This window comes from Actinophytocola sp. NPDC049390 (genome assembly GCF_044466355.1).
Lineage (GTDB): Bacteria > Actinomycetota > Actinomycetes > Mycobacteriales > Pseudonocardiaceae > Actinophytocola.
The window spans coordinates 137,671-157,785 of record NZ_JBITMQ010000019.1 but is presented as its reverse complement, the minus strand read 5'-3'; the positions used below and the strand labels follow the sequence as shown (position 1 = coordinate 157,785).

The window sequence follows — 20,115 nt, the reverse complement described above, 5'->3', positions numbered from 1 at the left end:
GCGCCCGGCCCGATCAGGTGCCGAAGTACCTCGAAAGGGGGCCCGACGCGATGAACGACGCTGTCTCCGACGCCGCTGACTCAGCACGGCTCGCCATCATCTGGCACGTACTGCGGCTGAGATGGCGGTTACTCTTAGCGATCGCCGTGGTGGGCGCCGTTGTGGGTGCGGGTGTCTCGGCGCTGTTCTCCCCCGGCTACGAGACGTCCGCGAACGTGCTGTTACAGGGCCCGCGTGACCCGGACGAGCTGCTGACCGAGGCGCAGGTGGCGCACAGCTCGGTGGTGCTGGACCGGGCGGCGGCGGCGCTGCGCTGGGGGGTGTCGGGCACCGAGCTGGCCGACGACGTGGTGGCCGGGGTCGCCGACGGCAACATCATCGGGATCACGGCGATGGCGGACTCCCCGGAGCGCGCGCAGCAGCTGGCGGACCGGGTGGCGCAGGAGTACGTGACGTTCTCGACGCAGTTGACGGCGAACTCGGCGGACCCGTCGGCGCAGCTGTCGCAGGAGCAGCAGGAGACGCTGCGCCGGCAGATCATCGAGACGAACCAGAAGATCTCGGACCTGCACAACTCGGCGGGGCAGGGGCAGACGATCGAGAGCGTCGGGGTGCGCACGGAGCTGGAGTCGCTGCGGTCGGCGCTGTCGCAGGCGGTCGCGAAGCTCGACGAGCTGGAGACGGTGTCGGGTTCGTCGAGGATCGTCGTGATGGGTCCGGCGGACCGCCCGCTCGGCCCGGCCGCGCCGACGATGACGCATTTCGTCGCCGGTGGCGCGGTGGTGTTCTTCCTGCTCGGCCTGTTCGGGCACCTGTTCGCGGCGCGCACGGACCGGCGGCTGCGGGACGAGACGCAGATCGGGGCGGCGCTGGGCACGACGGTGCTGGGCGCGATCGACGTGCCGGAGGAGCCGTCGGCGGCGCCCGAGCCCGCGACGGTGTGGCGGCGGCTCGCCCGCCTGGTGGTGGACGACCGGCCGTGGCGTGTGCCGGAGCTGCCGCCCGCGGCGGACGAGGCGGGGCTGGAGATCCGCTACCGCCGCGCGGTGTCGCGGTTGCGTGAGCACCTGCCGCCGGGACCGGGCCGGGTGCTGGCCGTGGTAGCGCGGGACGACGCGGCCGCCCGCCGGGCAGCGGCCCGCCTGGCCGACTTCGCGGCCGAGACCAGGTTGACGGTGCAGGTGGTCGAGGTGGCCGCGGACCGGCCGACGGTGCCGGACGACGCGGTGCCGGGGGTGCTGGTGGTCGTCACCGTGGGCACGTGGACCGGCTGGCAGCTGGTGGAGCTCACGGCGGCCTGCGCCGACGCCGGGCACGACGTCCTCGGCCTGGTCGTCACCCACCGCACGCGTGCGGTCGTCCGCGAGACGCGCACCGAACCGGCGCTGGCAGGTGCGACGTGAGCCAGGCGAACACACCGCAGCACCTCCTCGACTTCTCCCGTCTGTGGACGGCGATCCGCCGCGGGCGGCGCCTGTGGATCGGTTTCGCGCTGCTCGGATTCCTCGCGGGCGGGCTGCTGACGGTTCTCATGCCGCCGACGCCGAGTGCGGTGACCCGGATCCTCGTGGTGCACGAGCAGGACGGCCCGTCCGACGGCGGCAGCCTGATCCGCACGGACGTGGCGTTGATGAGCACCACCAGGATCGCGGCGGACGCGGTGCGGCGGCTCAAGCTGGACGAGCGGCCCGAGGAGTTCCTGAAGACGGTCACGGTCGTCGGCGTCACCAACAACGTGCTGGAGGTGACGGTCGAGGGGCCGACGGGCGCGGAGGCGGCGCGGCGGGCGAAGGCGATGGCGGAGGCGTTCATCGCCGACCACGTGGGCCGCATCCAGTCGGCGGCGCAGGCGGAGGCGAAGGCGCTGACCGACCAGCGCGCCCAGGTGCAAGCCGAGCTGAAGCAGGTGAACGGGCAGATCTCGGGTGCGGAGGCGCAGGCGGCCCAGGAGCAGGAGAACCAGGAGAACGGCGAGGAAGCCGCGCCGCCGCCGTCGAACGCCGCGAACCTCGACTCGCTGTACGCGCGGCGGGCCGAGCTGACCGACCAGATCAGCCAGCTGACGCAGCAGGCGCAGCAGGCGGGTCTCGGCGCGCCACGGGTGTCGGCGGGCACGCAGATCGTGGACGCGCCGCGGCCGGTGCGCACGTCGTTGAAGGTCACCGGGGCCACGCAGGCGGGCATCGGGCTGGTGTTCGGCCTGGTCATCGGTCTGACGCTGGCGGCGGTGAGCGGGGTGGTGCGGGACCGGCCGGTGCTGCGCCGGGACGTCGCGGCGAGCCTCGGCGCGTCGGTGATCGCGCAGCTGCCGAGCCGCGGGCTGGGCCGTCGCCGCTGGCAGCTGCCGGACAAGAAGGCCGACGAGGAGCACGCGCGGGTCACGGCGACGCTGGTCCGGCTGGTGCGGGAGGGCACGGACCCGGTGTCGGTGCTGGAGCTGGGCGCGCCGAAGGTCGCGGCGAGTCTCGCGGCCGCCGTGGACGCCGAGGTGGGCAACGAGCACGTGCTCGGCGTCGGGTCGGTGGCGCCGGGTGCGCCGTGGACGGACCTGCCGCATCTCGGCACGGAGACGCTGCTGGTGGTGCGTGCCGGGTTCGCGAACACGGCGTGGCTGCACACGGTGGCCCGGCAGCTCGCGGAGCTGGGCATCCCGATCGTCGGCGTGGTGCTGGTCGACCCGGATCCGCGGGACAGGACGGACGGGACGCTGTGGGACGGCCTGCACACCGCGCTGCGTGGCCGGACGAAGCACGCGGCGTCGACCAACGGCACGAACGGGACCAACGGCTCGAACGCGGACCTGCCGACGAAGCGGTTCGCGCCGGTCGCGGCTCCGGGCCACGACCGACCCACGACGAAGCTGGCCCGGCGCAGGACACAGGGCTGAGAGGGCATACGCATGTGTGGCATCGCAGGCAGCTATCTGTGGCCGGACGGCGGTCCGCTGACGGACCGGCTGACGAAGACGCTCGCGCACCGCGGCCCGGACGGCTCCGGCCGCTGGTCGGGACGCGCGGGTGACGGCGAGGTCCACCTCGGGCACCGGCGCCTGTCGATCATCGACCTGACGGAGACGGGCGCGCAGCCGATGGTGGCCGAGGGCCTGGTCCTCACGTACAACGGCGAGCTGTACAACGCGCCGGAGCTGCGCCGGGGGCTGGAGTCACTGGGTGAGCGGTTCCGCGGCACGTCGGACACGGAGGTGCTGCTGCGGGCGTGGCGGCGGTGGGGCGTGGACTGTCTGCCCCGGCTGCGCGGGATGTTCGCGTTCGGGGTGTTCGACGAGCGGACCGGTGAGCTGACGCTGGTGCGTGACCAGCTGGGTATCAAGCCGCTGTTCTACGTGCGGCGCGGCGGTGGCGCGGTGTTCGCGTCGGAGCTGAAGGCGCTCGCGAACGAGCTGGGTGACCTGACGGTGGACGACGCGGCGCTGGTGGCGTCGCTGCTGTACTACTGGGTCCCGGACAGCCGGTGCGCGTACCGGGAGGCGTCGAAGCTGCCGCCGGGTTCGTGGTTGCGGCTGCGCCCGGACGGCACGTCGGAGAGCGGCACGTACTGGTCGCTGCGGGAGGTAGCCGCTTCGGCCCGCGAGGTGTCCGATGTGGACCTCGCGGCCGTGGTGGAGGAGTCGACGAAGGCGCACCTGCTGTCGGATGTGCCGGTGGCGACGTTCCTGTCCGGTGGTCTCGACTCCAGCTATCTGACGGCGCTCGCGGCGAAGCACCAGCCGGGGATCTCCGCGTACACGATCGGTTTCCGCGCGGAGGACGCGAAGTTCGAGGCGATGCCGGACGACCTGCGCTACGCCCGGGTCGTGGCGGCGAGGTTCGGCGTGGACCTGCACGAGATCGAGATCGCGCCGCGGGTGCTGGACCTGCTGCCGAAGATGACCTACCACCTCGACGAGCCGATCGGTGACCCGGCGGCGATCAACACGTTCCTCATCTGCACCGCGGCCCGCGATGCGGGGGTGAAGGTGATGCTGTCGGGCATGGGCGCGGACGAGTTGTTCGCGGGATATCGCAAGCACCTGGCGAACACGCTGGCGCTGGGCTACCAGCGGATCCCCGGTGCGGTCCGCCGTCCGGTGCACGCCCTGGTCGACAGGCTGCCGGTGGCCACGTCGAAGCGTGGCTACCGTTCGGTGCGGTTCGCGAAGCGGTTCCTGTCGTTCGCGGACCTGCCGGAGGAGACCGCGTTCCGGCGCAGCTACACCATGTACGACCGGGCGGAGCTGACGGCGCTGGTGAGCCAGGACCTGTCCGGCACGGTCGACGAAGTGCTGACCGAGCACGCGGACACCTACCACGACAACGAGCTGACCGACTTCGTGAACCGCATGTGCCTCGCGGACTCGCGGATGTTCCTGCCGGGCCTGAACCTGGCGTACACGGACCGGTCGAGCATGGCGGCGTCGACGGAGGTGCGGGTGCCGTTCGTGGACGTCGAGGTGGTGAAGGCGGCGTTCGCGATCCCCGGCAACCGCAAGATCGTGCGCAGGCAGGGGAAGGTGGCGTTGAAGAAGGCCGCCGAGCGGATCCTGCCGAGCGAGATCGTGTACCGCCCGAAGGGGCTGTTCTCGGCGCCGCTGCGTGCGTGGATGAGCCGCGATCTCGCACCGCTTGTCCGCGAGGTCGTGGAGGAGGGTCTGCTGGTGCGCAACGGTTTCCTGCGCCGCGAGGCGCTGCGGCGGTTGGTTGACGAGGACCGGACCGGTCGGGAGGACCGGTCGAAACACCTCTGGCACGTGCTGACGCTCGAACACTGGTACCGCGCCGCTCTCTCGGCTGAGTAAAGGACAAGGGTCTTGAAGCAGGTTGTGCAGAACTACAAGAGCGGCGAACTGGCGCTCCTGGACGTACCGGAGCCGGCGTGCAAGCCGGGCGGGGTGCTGGTGCGGACGCTGTACTCGCTGATCTCCACCGGTACCGAGCTGATGAAGGTCAGCGAGGCGAGCAAGTCGTTGCTGGGCAAGGCGAAGGCACGCCCCGACCAGGTGGCGAAGGTGATGCAGAGCGTCGCGACGAACGGCCTCGCCGCCACGTACCGCAAGGTGACCAGCAAGCTCGACTCGTACACGCCGCTGGGGTACTCGCTGTGCGGCGTCGTGACGGCGGTCGGCGAGGGCGTCACGGATGTGTCGGTGGGTTCGCTGGTGGCGTGCGCGGGCAACGAGCACGCGCTGCACGCGGAGCTGAACTGGGTGCCGAAGAACCTGTACGCCCCGGTGCCCGCCGCGCTGGCGCCGCAGCACGCCGCGTTCGGCACGGTCGGGTCCATCGCCATGCAGGGTGTGCGGCGCGGCGAGCCGCAGCTCGGCGACGTGGCGTTGGTGATCGGGCTGGGGTTGATCGGGCAGCTGGTGGTCCAGCTGTTGGTGGCGTCCGGGGTGACGGTGATCGGTGTCGATCCCGATCCGGTGCGGTGCGAGCTGGCGGAGTCGGTGGGGGCGTCGCTGTGCGCGGCTCCCGGCTCGGACACGGTGGCGAACGCCGTGGCGTCGCTGACCAACGGGTTCGGGGTCGACCAGGTGTACCTGGCCGCCGGTGGAGCGTCGAACCAGCCGGTCGAGCTGGCGGCGAAGCTGGCACGCGATCGCGGGACGGTCGTGGACATCGGGAAGTGCAGCCTGAACCTGCCGTGGAACGCGTACTACGAGAAGGAGTTGGATGTTCGGTTCTCCCGCTCGTACGGGCCTGGTCGGTATGACCCGTCGTACGAGTTGGAGGGGCGCGACTACCCGATCGGGTATGTGCGGTGGACGGAGCGGCGGAACCTGGAGTGCTTCCTGGATCTCGCCGCGCGTGGGCGGATCGACGTCGCGCCGCTGATCACCCACATCGCGCGGTTCGACGACGCGGTGGAGACGTACCGCTCACTGAACGACGGCGAACTGAAAGCCGTGGCGGTCCTGTTCGATTACCCCAGCGATGAGGCCCCGGATTTGTCGGTGCCCGCTGGTAACGTGGAAACCGGGGGCCCCCAGACCGCGCGAATGGGACTCTCGCACGAAGACGCCACCGAGAACACTTCAGAACCCCCCACCGCGAACGGTAATGTGGAAATCGGGGGGCCCCAGAACACGCGAATGGGACTCTCGCACGGACATGATTCCGCGGACGCTTCCCCAGCCCCCGCGGTCAACGGTAGCGTGGAAAACGGGGGCCCCCGGGGCGTGCGAATGGGACTTTCGCTCGGGGATGATTCCTTGGACGCTTCCGCCGAAACCGCCTCCGGCGGTAATGTGGAAAACGGGGGGCCCCAGGGTGCGCGAATGGGACTTTCGTACGGAGACGGTTCCGGGGCGGGGTTCGCGGGCGCCGGTTTTGACGGTAGCGTGGAAATCGGGGGTTCCCCGGGTGTGCGAATGGGACTCTCGTTCGGGGATGGGGCTTCCGGGGCTTTCGTTCGTCGTGGTTCTGTGGGTAGCGTTGAAAGTGGGGGGCCCCGGGAAGCGCGAGTGGGACTTTCGTCCGGGGGTGGGGGACGGTCGGGCTTGACTGGGCAGGGGGTGGCTGTTCGGAAGTCGACTGTGCGGGTTGGGTTCATCGGGGCCGGGAACTACGCCTCCTCGATGCTGTTGCCGCATCTTGCGGAGAACCAGCAGGTCGACCTGCACCACGTGGTCACGACCTCCGCGCTGTCCGGGGCCAACGCCAAACGGAAGTTCGGGTTCCGGCACGCCTCCACCGATCTCGACGACCTGCTCGACGACGACAGCATCGACGCCGTCTTCGTCGTCACCCGCCACAGTTCGCACGCGGCACTCACCGACCGGGCCCTGCGCGCCGGCAAGGCCGTTTTCGTCGAGAAGCCGCTCGCGTTGTCCGAAGCGGAGCTGGCGGCGGTTCGCGCGACCATCGACGAGACCGGGAACGACCGGCTCCAGGTCGGGTTCAACCGGCGGTTCGCACCTCTGCTGAACGAGACTCGGCGGCAGTTCGGGCGGCGGGTCGGGCCCGCGTCCGTCCGCTACCTCGTCAACGCCGGACGGCTCGACGGTGGCAGCTGGTACACGCAGTCCGCCGAGGGCACGCGGTTCGCCGGTGAGGGTGGGCACTTCATCGACACCGTGTCGTGGTTGCTCGCCGACGATCCCGTCACCGTGTACGCCACCGCCACCCCCGGGCACGCCGACCTGCAAGTCCTGCTGACCTACGCCGACGGGTCGACCGCGACCGTCACCTACACCACGACCGGGTCCGCGCAGTTCCAGAAGGAGACCATCGACTTCACCGCCGACGGGAAGGTGCTGCGGTTCGACGACTTCACGCGCGGTGCCGTGTTCGGGCGCAAGAAGTGGGTCAGTTCCCGGCTCCCCAAGGCGCGGGACAAGGGCCAGGCCGCCGAGCTGCGCGAGTTCGTCGAAGCGATCGCGTCCGGTGGGCCCATGCCGGTCTCGTTCGAGTCGCTCGCCGCCACCACCCGCGCCACCCTCGCCGTCGAGACCAGTCTCAACACCGGGGCGCCTGTCCACGTTCGCGAGCACGCGCCATGAGACCCACCTGGTACCTCCGACGCCTCTCCCGCATGGGGCCGCGCGAAGTCGCGGCCCGGGCGGTCGTCGCCGCGCGGGTGCACCGGTGGCGGCGGGTGCTCGACGACGACGTCGCCATGAACGCCGTGTGGCTGCCGCGGCGACGGTTTCTTCCCGTGCTGCCCGACCAGGCGCTCGCGGCCGTGACCCCCGCCGCCAAAGCGCGGTTGCTCGCCACCGCCGACGAGCTGATGTCCGGGCGGGCCGAGTACTTCGGGGTCGTGCGGGACGACATGGTGTCGCCGGACTGGTCGTGGGATCCCAAGACCGGCAGGCGAGCGCCGACCGACCGGTACGCGTTCGACATCCCCTACCGCGACGAGCACGCCGTCGGTGACATCAAGCAGCTGTGGGAGCCGTCGCGGCACCAGCACCTCACTGTCCTCGCCGCCGCCTACGCGCTCACCGGCGAGGAGCAGTACGCGGACCGCGTCGCCGAACACCTGCGTTCGTGGTGGGCGTCGAACCCGCCGCTGCGGGGTGTGCACTGGGTGAGCGGCATCGAGCTGGGCATCCGGCTCATCTCGTGGGTGTGGGTGCGCAGGCTGCTCGACCGCTGGTCCGGTGCCGCCGAGCTGTTCGAGGACAACCCCGAGGCACTGCACCAGATCTGGCACCACCAGCGGTGGCTCGCCGCACTCGGCAGCCACGGGTCGTCCGCCAACAACCACGTCATCGCCGAGACCGCCGGGCAGCTCGTCGCGGCCTGCGCGTTCGACTGGTTCCCCGAGTCGCCGTCGTGGCGGTCCGCGGCGCTGCGGCAGTTCGACGAGCACCTGCACCGCAACACCTTCGCGTCCGGGCTCAACCGTGAGCTCGCCACCGAGTACCACGGGCTCGTGCTGGAGCTGGGGCTCGCGGCCGCCGTCGAGGCCGACGCCGCCGGGGTCCGGGTGCCGGACACCACGTGGCTCGTGCTGATGCGGATGTGCGACACGCTCGCCGCGATCGTCGACGTGCGGCTCAACCCACCCCGGCAGGGCGACGCCGACGACGGGCACGGGCTGATCGTCGACGGCGCCGATGTGCACCGCTGGGCGAGCCTCCTGCACGTCGGCGACCAGCTGTTCGGCAGGCAGCGCTGGTGGCCGCGGGTGCCGGTCGACGACGTCCGCACCTCGCTCGTCGCGTCGCTGACCAACGGCGCGCACAACGACGCGGTCCGGCCGGGCAGCAGGCCCGACCACCTCGCCGACGCCGGCATGACGATCCTGCGCACGGCCGACGGGGAGCCCGGCGAGATCTGGTGCCGCTGCGACGGCGGGCCGCACGGGTTCCTGTCGATCGCCGCGCACGCGCACGCCGACGCGCTGTCGGTCGAGGTGCGCCACGACGGTGTCGAGATCCTCGCCGACCCGGGCACTTACTGCTACCACGGGCAACCCGAGTGGCGCGGCTACTTCCGGTCGACGCTCGGGCACAACACGCTCGAGTTGGACGGCCGGAACCAGTCGCAGTCGGGCGGGCCGTTCATGTGGACCCGGCACGCGCGCACCCAGGTGCTCGCCGCGGAGCCGGGCCAGGGTGACATCGCGATGTGGCGTGCCGAGCACGACGGGTACAGCCGCGGCCGCGAACCCGCCGTGCACCGCAGGACCGTCCGCCTCGACCGGAACATCCGCGAGCTGGAGATCCACGACGAGGTGCTGTCGGTCGGCGGGCGCGACTGCCGACTCGCGTACCACCTCGGCCCGCGGGTCACGGCGTCGCTGGAGGGCAACACCGCGTTGCTGTCGTGGGACGACCGTACGGCGGTGCTCGAGCTGCCGAAGAACCTCGAGTGGACCGTGTGCCGCGGCGCGGAGGACCCGCCGCTGGGCTGGTACTCCCCGGACTTCGGGCTGCTCGAACCCGCCACCGCGCTCGTCGGCACCGGTCGGGCGGGTGGTGACCAGGCCGCTTCGTTCGTGACCGTGCTCCGTTTCTCCTGCTGATCCCTCCGGAGGTTCTCCCGTGCGCACTCCACAGTGGACCCGATGGGCGCTGCTGTGCGCGTTGCTCACGTCGCTCACGTCCTGCACGAGCACCACCGAGCCGGTGAGCAAGGACCGCACGACTACCGCACCCGCGAAGGTCGCCGCCGTCTGCGGGCACACCAAACCCGGGCCTGCGCAGGCGCCCGACGGGGCGATCACCGTCGATCCGGCGGTCGACAGCGACCTGTCCGCCAAAACCGCGGCCAACCCGCCCGGCACCACGTTCTGGCTCGCTCCCGGCACCCACACGCTGGGTGGCGACGAGTACGGCTCGATCGAACCGAAGGACGGCAACACCTACCTCGGCGCCCCCGGCGCTGTCCTCGACGGCAAGCGGGTCAACAAGTACGCGTTCGTGTTCCACGCGGGTGACGTCACGATCCGCGGCCTCACGATCCGCGGGTTCGTCCCGCCACCCAACGAGGGCGTGGTGAACCACGACTCCGGTGACGGCTGGGTCATCGAGGACAACACGATCGAGAAGAACGGCGGCGCGGCGCTCATGGCCGGTTCGCGCCAGGTGGTGCGCGGGAACTGCCTGCGGGACAACGGCCAGTACGGCATCAACGCCTACAAGGACGGCGACCTGACCGACCTGCTGGTGGAGGGCAACGAGATCACCGGCAACAACACCGACGACTGGGAGTCCAAGCTCGAGGGCTGCGGCTGCACCGGCGGTGTCAAGTTCTGGGCGGTCGACGGCGCCGACGTGCGCGGCAACTGGGTGCACGACAACCGGGGCGCCGGGCTGTGGGCCGACACGAACAACAACGACTTCCTCATCGAGCAGAACGTCATCGAGGACAACGACGGGCCCGCGATCTTCTACGAGGTCAGCTACAACGCGGTCATCCGGGACAACACGCTGCGGCGCAACAACATCGTCGAGGGCCGCACGTTCGCCAACCGCGGCGACAACTTCCCGTCCGCCGCGATCTACCTGTCGGAGGCGGGCGGCGACGACCGCGTGCCCGCACGCACCGACAAGATCGACATCTACGACAACGTGCTCGTCGACAACTGGTCCGGCATCACCCTGTGGGAGAACGCGGACCGGTTCTGCAACAGCGCGGCCAACACGTCCGGCGGCTGCACGCGGCTCGTGGACGACATGGAGAAGTGCACGCCACCGGACATCTCCAAGGACCCGCTGTTCGACGACTGCCGCTGGAAGACCAAGCGGGTGGACATCCACGGCAACAGGTTCTCCGTGGACACCCGCAAGATCGGCTGCAACGCGTTGTGCGCGCGGATGGCCGTGATCTCCAACTACGGCACGTTCCCGGACTGGTCGCCGTACCAGGGCGACATCGTGCAGCAGGCGATCACGTTCGCGCAGGACAACACGTGGCACGACAACCACTACACCGGCCCGTGGACCTTCATGGCGAAGGACACCGGCCGGGTCATCCACCCGGCTCAGTGGCAGTCGGCGCCGTACTCGCAGGACAAGAACAGCACGTTCGTTCAGTCGGGGGGCTGAAGGAGAGACATGAACGAGACCCAGGTACAGGACTTCTGGAACGCGCACCCGTGCGGCGATCACATCGTCGGCGGGCTGCGGCAGGAGTTCGCCGACGACTACGAACGGTTCTTCGCGGCCTACGACCGCTGGCGCTACGACCAGGAAGGCCACATCCCGGCCTGCCTCGACCGCTTCGACTGGCGGGACAAGAAGGTCCTGGAGATCGGCCTGGGCCAGGGTGCCGAGTCCGAGCAGCTGATCCGTCGCGGCGCCCGCTGGTCCGGGCTGGACCTGACCGCCGAGTCCGTCGCCCGGGTCGGCGCCCGGCTCGCGCTGCGCGACCTGCCGCACGACGACCTCAAGCAGGGTTCGGCGCTCGCCATCCCCTACCCGGACGACAGCTTCGACCACGTGTTCAGCCACGGCGTGCTGCACCACATCCCCGACATCCGCACCGCGCAGGCCGAGATCCACCGGGTGCTCAAGCCCGGTGGCACGTTGGTCGCGATGCTGTACGCGCGGCGGTCGCTGAACTTCCAGCTGAGCATCCGGTTCGTGCGCCGCGCGGTGCTGGCGGGCGCGTACCCGTTCCGCGGCTTCGTCCGCGGCGACGGCATGCTGCGCATGCACCTGGACAACGCGGCGTCGACCGGGCTGCGGCGCTACCTGTCGTTGGAGACGTTCACGCACCGCAACACCGACGGCCCGCAGAACCCGTTCGCCCGGGTCTACTCCCTCTCCGACGTTGCTCGTGACTTCTCCTCCTTCGAGATCGTGGACTCCTTCCAGCGGTACATGCACGCACCACCGCTGCCCGTGCACCGCCTCCCGTTCGGTGACCGGCTCGGCTGGCACCTCTGGGTGACATTGAAGGCGCGGCCGTGAGCCTCGCCCCCACGCGGACCTTCCTGCCCGAGCGGACGTCACCCCGTCTGCTCGGCGCGGTGTGGGCACTGCTCGTGATCAACACCATGGGCTCGCAGGGTTCGATCACGATCTTTCCCATCCCGCGACCCGTGGCGCAGATGGTCACGATGGGGGCCGTTGTCGCCGCGTTCCTGCTGGCGCTGCTGCTGAACCCGAAGATTCAGCTGCGGTCCAGCGCATACCTCCTCCTGCTCACGCTGCTGCTCGCGGTCAGCATCGCGTCGAGCCTGCGGCTCGAGTCCGGGCTCGGCGCGTTGTTCCGGTGCTTCCGGTTCGCCATGTTCGTCGGCACGCTCTGGCTCGTCAGTCGCTGGTGGGACGACTGGCTCTCCCTACTGCGCCACCACGTCCGCGCGTTCGCCGCGGTGCTGTTCACCGTCGCACTCGGCCTGGTCATCGCCCCTGGCATGGCGCGACCGGAGACATACGGCGGCCGGCTCGTCGGTGCCATCTGGCCGTTGACGCCACCACAGATCGGCTTCTACTCGGCCACCATGACCGGCCTGGTGATCCTCCTGTGGCTGGGCAACAAGACGACGCGTTCGAGCCTGTTGTGGCTCGCGGTGCCCGGGATCGCGCTGCTGTTGCTGAGCCACACCAGGACCGCGCTGCTCGGGCTGGTCGGCGGTCTCGTCGTCGCGTTGCTGGCGCTCGCGACCACGTCGGCACGGGCCAGGAAGCTGTTCGCCCGTTCCGTGCTGGTCGCTGGTGCCGGTGCGGTCGTCGTCGGGTCGGCCGTGCAGGCGTGGTTCCGGCGCGGGCAGGAGGACCTGAGTTCGCTGACCGGCCGCGAGAAGGTGTGGGACGCGTTGCTCGCCGCGCCCCGCTCCCTCGAGGAGGAGATCCTCGGCGTCGGCCTGACGAACAAGTCGTTCGAAGGTCTGCCCATCGACTCCAGCTGGCTGGCGGTGTACCAGGAGCAGGGCTACCTGGGGCTCACGATCGTCGCCGCGTTCCTGGTGACCCTCCTTGCCGTCGCGTGCCTGCGGCCGCCGTCGCTGCCGCGTGCCATGGCACTTTTCCTCATCGTCTACTGCGTGATCGCCTCCTACACCGAGGCCGGGCTCGGTGACGCGTCGCCGTACCTGCTGAACCTGACACTCGCCGCGGCGTTGCTGACCCGCACCAAGGAGGCCAGTTGATGGACGCCATGCGCGTGCTCGTGGTGCACAACCGGTATCGCTCCGAGCAGCCGAGCGGCGAGGACAACGTCGTCGACCAGGAAGTCGCCCTGCTGCGGACGGGCGGCCACCACGTGGACCGCTTCGAGCGGCGCAGTGACGACATCGCGGACATGTCCTTGGCGCGCAAGGCACTCGTGCCGGTGCGCGTGCCATGGAATCCAGCCGCTCGTGCCGCGCTGGCCGAGCGGTTGCGGCGCGAGCGGCCGGACGTCGTGCACGTCCACAACACGTTCCCGCTGTTGTCGCCCGCCGTCCTCGACGCGTGCCACGCGGAGGGTGTGCCGGTGGTGGCCACCCTGCACAACTACACGCAGGTGTGCCCGTCCGGCACGCTCTACCGCGACGGCGCGACCTGCACCGCGTGCGTCGGGAAGTTCCCGCTGCCCGCGCTGCGTCACGGCTGCTACCGCGGTTCGACCGTGGCGACGGTGCCGCTGGTCGTGAACCTGCTCGCGAACCGCCGCCGCTGGTGGTCCACGGTGTCGAGGTTCTTCTGCATCTCCGACGCGCAGCGCCGCACCCTGATCGCGAACGGCATGCCCGCCGACCTGCTGACCGTGAAGTACAACTTCGTCGAGGACACCACGCTGCGCAGGACCGGCCCCGGCGACCACCTCCTCTACCTGGGACGGCTCACCGACGAGAAGGGTGTGCGGCTGCTCATGGCGGCCTGGGACCGGGTCGCGCGGGCGGGTGGCCTCGGGGTGCCGCTCGTGATCGCGGGCGCCGGCCCGCTCGGTGACGAGGTGAAGGAGTGGGCGCGGTCCCGTTCCGACGTGCGATTCGCCGGTTTGCAGGACAAGGCTTCGAGTCGTGCATTGATCTCCCGTTCTGTCGCTGTGGTGGTGCCGTCGCAGTGGCTGGAGACGTTCGGGCTCGTCGTGGTGGAGGCCATGGCCGCCGAGGTGCCCGCGGTCGTCGCCGGGCACAGCTCGCTCGCCGAACTGGTGGACGACGGCGTGACCGGCCTGACCCACACGCCGGGAGACGCTGCGTCGCTCGCGGTGGCGCTCGGTCAGATAGTTCGTGCCTCCACCTCCCTCGGGCACGCCGCACGCGCCCGGTACGACCGCGAGTTCACGCCGTCTGTCGGGCTCGCGAACCTCGTCACGCAGTACCAGCGCGTCATCGAGGAGAGCCGTCGTGGCGCGCAGACTGTGCGGTGAGGAGAACTATCCGGCGGCCCTGCTCGCGGTCGCCGGGCACGGGTTGCCAGACGCCGCGCGGCCGTTTCCGTCCGCGCCGCTTTCCGACGACTCATGGGCCTCGCTCCTGACCGCGGCCAAGGCGCACCGGATGCTGGGGCAGCTTCGGGCGGCCGTGGACGCCGGTCGGCTGCGCGTGACCGATGCCCAGCGGCAGCAGGCCCGCGGTGCGCACCGGGCGGTGCTGTTGCGGGTGTTGTCGCTGGAGCAGCATCTGGTGTCGCTGCACGACGTGCTGGCCGGGATCGAGTGGCGGGTGTTGAAGGGCAGCGCGTACGCGCACCTCGACTACCCCGAGCCCGCGTTGCGGTCGTTCATCGATCTGGACCTCCTGTTCCGGCCCGCGGACTTCGGGCGGGCCGTCACCGTGCTCTCCGAGGCCGGGTTCACCCGGATACTCGCTGAGCCCCGGCCCGGGTTCGACCAGCGGTTCGACAAGGGCACCACCCTGCGGGGCAACGGGTTCGAGATCGACCTGCACCGGACGTTCGTGCTCGGACCGTGGGGGGTGCGGGTCAACATCGACGAGTTGTGGGACGCGGGCGAGGAGTTCACCGTCGCGGGGCGGACGCTCGTGGCGTTGTCGGCGCAGAACCGGTTCCTGCACGCGTGCTATCACGCGGCGCTGGGTGATTGGCCGTTGCGGCTGGGGTCGCTGCGGGATGTCGCGCAGATGCTGCCGGGCTCGCTCGACGTGCTCGACCGGGCTCGGACGTGGGGGGTGCAGGCCGTGGTCGCGGCGGCCGTTGCCGACGCGACCCGGTTGCTCGGGTTGCCCTCTGATGTTCCTGTGCAGGACTGGGCTCTTTCTTATGTGCCGACCCGGCGTGAGGAGCACTGGCTCGGGCTCCACACACAGGCCGACAAGACCTTCGCCGCGCAGGCGATCGCCACCGTGCCGGTGTTGCCCGGCTTGCGGGACAAGGCCGCTTATCTGCGGGCGCTGGTGCTGCCGGACTCGCGGTACACCGCCGGGCGGCATGCTTCGGCGTTGGCGCGTTTTCGGTTCGGCGTAAGGGAAGCGTTGCGGGGGCGCGGCCGCCGCGCCGGTTGAATCGAACATGTGATCAGCTTACGCCGAATGGAGCAGTCGTCCACCGAGTTCGCAGAGTTCACTCTTTCGGGTACTTGGACGCGCGTGCGTTGTTGATGGCGGCCCGGAGTTGCAGCCAGGTCGGATCCGCTCTGGTCGCGGTGGTCACCGTTGACCGGTCGTCAGGCGTCCAGGCCCGCGTCCCGTCGGTCGTGACGACGTGCTCCCACAGATCGCCGTCATCGGGCACCTCGGAGGTGGAACTCACGAACGCGGCGACCGCGGCTCGTGGCGCTTCGTTGTCGGTGGCGTGCGCTGTTCCCGAGGCAGTGAGAACCGACAGGAGGACCAGTTCGCCGGCACCGTTCGCGACGACGAGTTCGCCTGTCCTGGTGGCGCACAGACCGGTCACCGGTGAGCCCGCCACCACGTCGTGCTCTTCGGCACGGCCGTCGTCCACGTCGACTTCGAGGAGAGTTCCCTCAGGCGTGCCGACCCAGAGCACGCCGGGACACGTGCCGAACGCGATGTTGTGACGCGACCAAGCCCGCACCTGTTCGAGCCGTTCGGGCGGACACGGGTAGTCCGGACTGGCCTCGCCAAGGGTCGTCGCCAGGACTCGGTGCAGCGCCGGAAACGTGAACACCTCGAGCGAGTTCTCATATGCGTTGCCGCGGATCGCCACGTGACGTCCATCGGAACTGAAGACCGGTGCCGCGTAGCCGTCGGCGTCGCACCCGCAGCACAGCGGGCGTGATCTGCTGGGCGACGCGTGCGAAGAACGCGAGCGTCGCGCCTTGGTCGCTGCACAACGTCACCACCAGCCCACCGGCCGGGTGCTGGACAATCCCGGTGTCCCACCGCGGTCCGGTACCGACCGTTCCCTTGGCCCGGTCCAGGACATCGGAGTGCTCCCACGCGTCGTCGCCACCGCGTGACGACGGCGACGCCCACACCGTCCGACCGTCTGGGGCTGAACGCCATGCCGCGTACGAGGCCGTGGGCGGGACGTCGTCCGGTTCGGCGAGGCCGGCCGGGCTCCACCCACTCTCCCGAGACCAGGAGGAGTGGCTGGTCGGGATGCCACACCACGGCGGGTGGGCGCCGCACCGAACGGCAGAACTGGCTGCTGGACGCGGACTGCGGGGTCACCTCCCACTACGAGCACGTGGAGACGACGTTCGCGTTCCGCACCCGCGTCCTCGACTACCTGTGGACCGGGCCTGCCGGAGTGCGGTCAGTGGTGCGGGTGCTCGGCCAGCCATGCCTGTTGCAGGAGGGACATCGACGGGGCATGCGGCGTGGTCGACAGCCAGTTGTCGCGCAGGGCCTCCGCGTTCACCAGGTCGGTGTCGACGCCGACGCCGTTCCACGTGCGGGCGAACTCGCGCGTGTGCCTGGTGAACACGGCGTTCGCGAACAGGGCCTTCGTGCGGCGTTCCAGCACGTCGCGTGGCAGCAGGTCGCCGAACAGGGTGCGCATGGTGGCGGTTCTGCCTGTCCAGCCCAGGAACCCGGCGCGGGCCGCCACCGCGGCCACCACAGACGGTTCCGCGAAGGCCTGTACGTACTCCACGTTCATGTCCGCGCCCAGGGCGCGCATCGTCTCGTAGCCGATGCGAGCGCAGCGGCGGGTCGCGAACTGCCACGTGTTGCGGCCCGCGTGCAGTGCGAACGCCGCCATGTCCGCCGCGTCCTTGCGGGCCAGCTCGGTCTCGACGTCCGGGTGGAGCCACGGTCTGCGGTAGCGGTCGCGCATCGCGGTGCGGCGCCGCAAGAGGGCTGGGGCCAGAGCTTTCGGGACGTCCCGGTAGATGGTCGGCGGGACGCGGCCCCGTGATTTCAGGACCTTGGTCAGCGGCGTGATCCGCTTCAGGCCGAACGTCTCGTCGCCGCCCTCGCCGGTGAGGAGCACGCCGCCGCGGGCCAGGTCCATCATGCGGAGGGTCGGGGCGAAGTTCGGGGGCCACAGCAGGCCGTGCCTGCGCAGGACCGGGGTCGCCACCGGGCCGAGCGGGTCGTGTTCGTCGTGGACGGTCAGGACGATGCGGTTCGTGATGCCGAGGTGGTCCAGCACCCGCTGTTGCCAGCTCGCCTCGTCACTGTCCGCCGCGTTCGGGTACGACAGGGTGACCGGCGTGGGCAGTGGTAGGCGTTCACGGCGGGCCAGGGCCACCGCCGCGGCGAGCAGCACCGACGAGTCGCGGCCGCCGGAGAAGGCCACCAGGCACGGGGATCTGTGCAGGTGGTGCAGAAGCAGGTCGTCCAGTACCTGTCTGGGAGAACCGGCCGGGGGCATCGGCAGCGGGTCGAAGCCGTTGACCCAGCCGCCTGCCACCTCCAGTGGGTCCAATGTGTACAAGGTGCTCCTTATGAGCTAGTGGCGGGCCTTTCAGACCCGCCACCGCCGGCTCACGAGTAGTCGTCGTTGTCGCCGAGGATCGGCAGGATCCATGTGAGGCTGTCGCTGGACTCTCCGAACAGACACGCCTGGGTCAGTTCCGACAACGACCCCAAAGCGGCGAGGCCCGGCGCTTCGTAGGGCTGGCGCATATTTTCACCTCCTCCCGGGTGTGACTGGTACGTCGTCAACCAGTCCGAATCATTACCGGCCGAGACGGTCCGGGCAGTAACGAAAGCGGTACGTAATCGGACTTTGTAGGTATGCGCCGGTTGGTGAAGACCCCACGACTGATCGCCTCCGCCGCGCGGGAGGTGTGGCGCGCGGACCGGGGTGGCGCTGTGCTCGCTTCTGTCTACCAACTACTGGGTGCCGTTGCGGCGCTTGGTGTCGTGGCGGCAGGGAAGCTCACGTTCGACGCCCTGCTCACACCCGAACACGCGGCGGTGGGGCTGACGCCGTCGTTGTTGTTGCTCGCGCTGGCGACCGCGGTGTCCGGGTCCGTCAGTCCACTCCAGACACAGCAGCACCGCATGCTCGGCGAGCGGGTGTCGCAGCGGGTGTGGGACCGGTTGCTGGACACCACCGCTCGTGCCGACCTCGTCACCTACGAGTCGACCGGTTTCGCGACGGCACTCGAACGGGTGCGGCAACACGCACTCACACGACCTTTCGCGGTCACAGCGGCATTACTCGGGCTTACCGGGAGTCTGCTCGGGGTCGTGGCCATGTCGGTTGTGTTGCTGACAGTAGAACCGCTTCTGCTGCCGCTCTTGCTGGCCGCCGGGGTGCCCGCGGTGGTGCTGGCCCGTTGGGCGAGCCGTACGGAGTTCGCGTTCGCGCAGCGGCTCACGGGGTTGGCCCGGCGGCGGCACTACCTCCAGGAGCTGCTCACGCAGCGGCCGTACGCGGCCGAGGTGCGTGCCTTCGACGCCACGGGACGGCTGCGTGCCAAGCACGACGCGCTCAACGCCGAGGTGAACGTGGCGCTGCGGGTCCAGGTGCGCCGTCGGCAGCTGATCGCGGCGCTCACGACCCTCGGGGTGGCGATCGCCCTGACCGGCGCGTTGCTGGCAATTGTCCAACTGGTACGGACGGGACGCATCGACCTCGCCGAAGCGGGGGCCGCCGCGATCGCCGTGCGGTTGCTCAGCGGGCAGTTGGGGACGGTGTTCGGGTCCGTCGGCGGGCTGCTGGAGTCGGCGCCCTTTCTCGCGGACCTGGAGCGGTTCGTCGCGAGTGGACCGCCTGCCGGGCCCGTGGGCCGCGTGCACGCGTTGCGGGACGGGGTGTCGTTGCGCGGTGCGCGGTTCGCCTATCCCGGGCAGGAGCGGGCGGCGGTCGACGGGGTCGACATCGAGATCCTGGCCGGTGAGGTGGTCGCCGTCGTCGGGGAGAACGGGTCGGGCAAGACGACGCTCGCCAAGCTCGTCGCCGGGTTGTACGAGCCGGACGACGGGGTGCGGTGCTGGGACGGCGGGGAGCTGCCCGCGCAGGACGTCCGCGCCTCGGTGACGGTCATCTTCCAGGACTTCGTGCGCTACCAGATGACCGTGCGGGACAACATCGTCATCAGCGGGGACGGAGCCGATCCCGAGGGTGCCGCGCGGGCCGCCGGGTTGCTGCCGACCGTGCGGGCGTTGCCGGACGGGATGGACACCATGCTCGGGCGCGACCTCGACGAGGGCGTTGACCTGTCGGGTGGGCAGTGGCAGCGGGTGGCGCTCGCCAGGGCACTGCACCGGGACACGCCGTTGATCGTGCTCGACGAGCCCGCGGCCGCGTTGGATCCCCGCGCCGAGCACGACCTGTTCGCCAACGTGCGGGCCACGTTGGGCGGGCGTGCGGCCCTGCTGATCTCGCACCGGTTCTCGAGCACGCGGATGGCCGACCGGATCTACGTCATGGACGCCGGGCGGGTCGTGGAGTGCGGCACCCACGACGAGCTGATGGCCGCCGCCGGGCAGTACGCGGAGCTGTACCGGTTGCAGTCGTCGGCCTATCACTGACCCTGGATCGGGAGCCACACCTCCACGCACGGCCAGCCGACGCCGCACACGAGGCACAGGCCCGAGCGTTCGCCGGGGCGGTGGTGCTGGAGGGTGAGGACTAGCAGTTCGTACTGGGCCGTGGCTTCCAGGTCGCCGGACTCACTCCGCCGATGCCTGCCCACGCTCGTCCATCTCGTGCAGGGCCATCGTGGCGAGGTGCAGGAAGTCGCGCAGTGCGGTGGCGTCGTAGACGAACTCGAACGGGTCGCGTACGCCGCCGAAGGAGAACTCGACCGTGTCGCTGTCGACGACGTGGTAGCGCATCGGGCAGTGGTCTCGAATGGTGACGTACGTGTTCACGCTCGGGTTTGTCATGCGATCAGAGAGTAGTGTCCT

Annotated in this window: 15 protein-coding genes; 11 read left to right on the top strand and 4 right to left on the bottom strand. The window is 70.2% G+C overall.

Annotated features, from left to right (window positions below; genetic code table 11):
• Positions 1 to 50: 50 nt before the first annotated feature.
• The 10 genes from ACIBVP_RS39850 to ACIBVP_RS39805 all read left to right on the top strand — a co-directional run bounded on the left by ACIBVP_RS39850 (position 51) and on the right by ACIBVP_RS39805 (position 15,348).
• Positions 51 to 1,403, top strand: a complete 1,353-nt coding sequence (locus ACIBVP_RS39850) for an exopolysaccharide biosynthesis protein (RefSeq protein ID WP_396111714.1) — start codon at positions 51 to 53, stop codon at positions 1,401 to 1,403.
• Positions 1,400 to 2,887 (top strand): Wzz/FepE/Etk N-terminal domain-containing protein, encoded by a 1,488-nt coding sequence (locus ACIBVP_RS39845; RefSeq protein ID WP_396111713.1) that lies wholly within the window; start codon positions 1,400 to 1,402, stop codon positions 2,885 to 2,887. The genes ACIBVP_RS39850 and ACIBVP_RS39845 overlap by 4 nt, the downstream gene beginning before the upstream one ends.
• A gap of 12 nt (positions 2,888 to 2,899) precedes the next feature.
• A complete protein-coding gene (gene asnB / locus ACIBVP_RS39840) occupies positions 2,900 to 4,795 on the top strand; it encodes an asparagine synthase (glutamine-hydrolyzing) (RefSeq protein WP_396111712.1) in 1,896 nt (631 codons plus the stop codon).
• A gap of 12 nt (positions 4,796 to 4,807) precedes the next feature.
• A complete protein-coding gene (locus ACIBVP_RS39835; protein WP_396111711.1) occupies positions 4,808 to 7,498 on the top strand; it encodes a bi-domain-containing oxidoreductase in 2,691 nt (896 codons plus the stop codon).
• On the top strand, positions 7,495 to 9,471 hold the full coding sequence (locus tag ACIBVP_RS39830; protein WP_396111709.1) for an alginate lyase family protein: 1,977 nt from the start codon (positions 7,495 to 7,497) through the stop codon (positions 9,469 to 9,471). The genes ACIBVP_RS39835 and ACIBVP_RS39830 overlap by 4 nt, the downstream gene beginning before the upstream one ends.
• 19 nt (positions 9,472 to 9,490) lie before the next feature.
• On the top strand, positions 9,491 to 10,996 hold the full coding sequence (locus tag ACIBVP_RS39825) for a right-handed parallel beta-helix repeat-containing protein (RefSeq protein ID WP_396111708.1): 1,506 nt from the start codon (positions 9,491 to 9,493) through the stop codon (positions 10,994 to 10,996).
• Between the two features lie 9 nt (positions 10,997 to 11,005).
• On the top strand, positions 11,006 to 11,863 hold the full coding sequence (locus ACIBVP_RS39820; RefSeq protein WP_396111707.1) for a class I SAM-dependent methyltransferase: 858 nt from the start codon (positions 11,006 to 11,008) through the stop codon (positions 11,861 to 11,863).
• Positions 11,864 to 11,949: 86 nt separating this feature from the next.
• The gene (locus ACIBVP_RS39815) at positions 11,950 to 13,047 is read left to right on the top strand and encodes an O-antigen ligase family protein (protein WP_396111762.1); all 1,098 of its coding nucleotides are present in this window, start codon (positions 11,950 to 11,952) and stop codon (positions 13,045 to 13,047) included.
• 8 nt (positions 13,048 to 13,055) lie between these two features.
• Complete coding sequence (locus ACIBVP_RS39810; protein ID WP_396111761.1) at positions 13,056 to 14,255, top strand: glycosyltransferase; 1,200 nt, start codon at positions 13,056 to 13,058, stop codon at positions 14,253 to 14,255.
• On the top strand, positions 14,233 to 15,348 hold the full coding sequence (locus ACIBVP_RS39805; protein ID WP_396111706.1) for a nucleotidyltransferase family protein: 1,116 nt from the start codon (positions 14,233 to 14,235) through the stop codon (positions 15,346 to 15,348). Before ACIBVP_RS39810 ends, ACIBVP_RS39805 begins: the two co-directional genes overlap by 23 nt.
• A gap of 58 nt (positions 15,349 to 15,406) precedes the next feature.
• Here ACIBVP_RS39805 and ACIBVP_RS39800 read toward each other — a convergent pair whose 3' ends face one another.
• From ACIBVP_RS39800 to ACIBVP_RS39790, 3 genes are all read right to left on the bottom strand, one after another.
• Positions 15,407 to 16,012, bottom strand: a complete 606-nt coding sequence (locus tag ACIBVP_RS39800; RefSeq protein WP_396111705.1) for a hypothetical protein — start codon at positions 16,010 to 16,012, stop codon at positions 15,407 to 15,409.
• Between the two features lie 552 nt (positions 16,013 to 16,564).
• On the bottom strand, positions 16,565 to 17,689 hold the full coding sequence (locus tag ACIBVP_RS39795; RefSeq protein ID WP_396111704.1) for an asparagine synthase-related protein: 1,125 nt from the start codon (positions 17,687 to 17,689) through the stop codon (positions 16,565 to 16,567).
• A 50-nt stretch (positions 17,690 to 17,739) separates the two neighbouring features.
• Positions 17,740 to 17,880, bottom strand: coding sequence for a lasso RiPP family leader peptide-containing protein (locus tag ACIBVP_RS39790; RefSeq protein WP_396111703.1), 141 nt, complete (start codon positions 17,878 to 17,880; stop codon positions 17,740 to 17,742).
• Between the two features lie 123 nt (positions 17,881 to 18,003).
• On the opposite strand from ACIBVP_RS39790, the gene ACIBVP_RS39785 reads away from it, so the two are divergent.
• Positions 18,004 to 19,737 (top strand): ABC transporter ATP-binding protein, encoded by a 1,734-nt coding sequence (locus tag ACIBVP_RS39785; RefSeq protein ID WP_396111702.1) that lies wholly within the window; start codon positions 18,004 to 18,006, stop codon positions 19,735 to 19,737.
• Positions 19,738 to 19,878: 141 nt separating this feature from the next.
• Here ACIBVP_RS39785 and ACIBVP_RS39780 read toward each other — a convergent pair whose 3' ends face one another.
• On the bottom strand, positions 19,879 to 20,094 hold the full coding sequence (locus tag ACIBVP_RS39780) for a hypothetical protein (protein WP_396111701.1): 216 nt from the start codon (positions 20,092 to 20,094) through the stop codon (positions 19,879 to 19,881).
• Positions 20,095 to 20,115 lie beyond the last annotated feature (21 nt).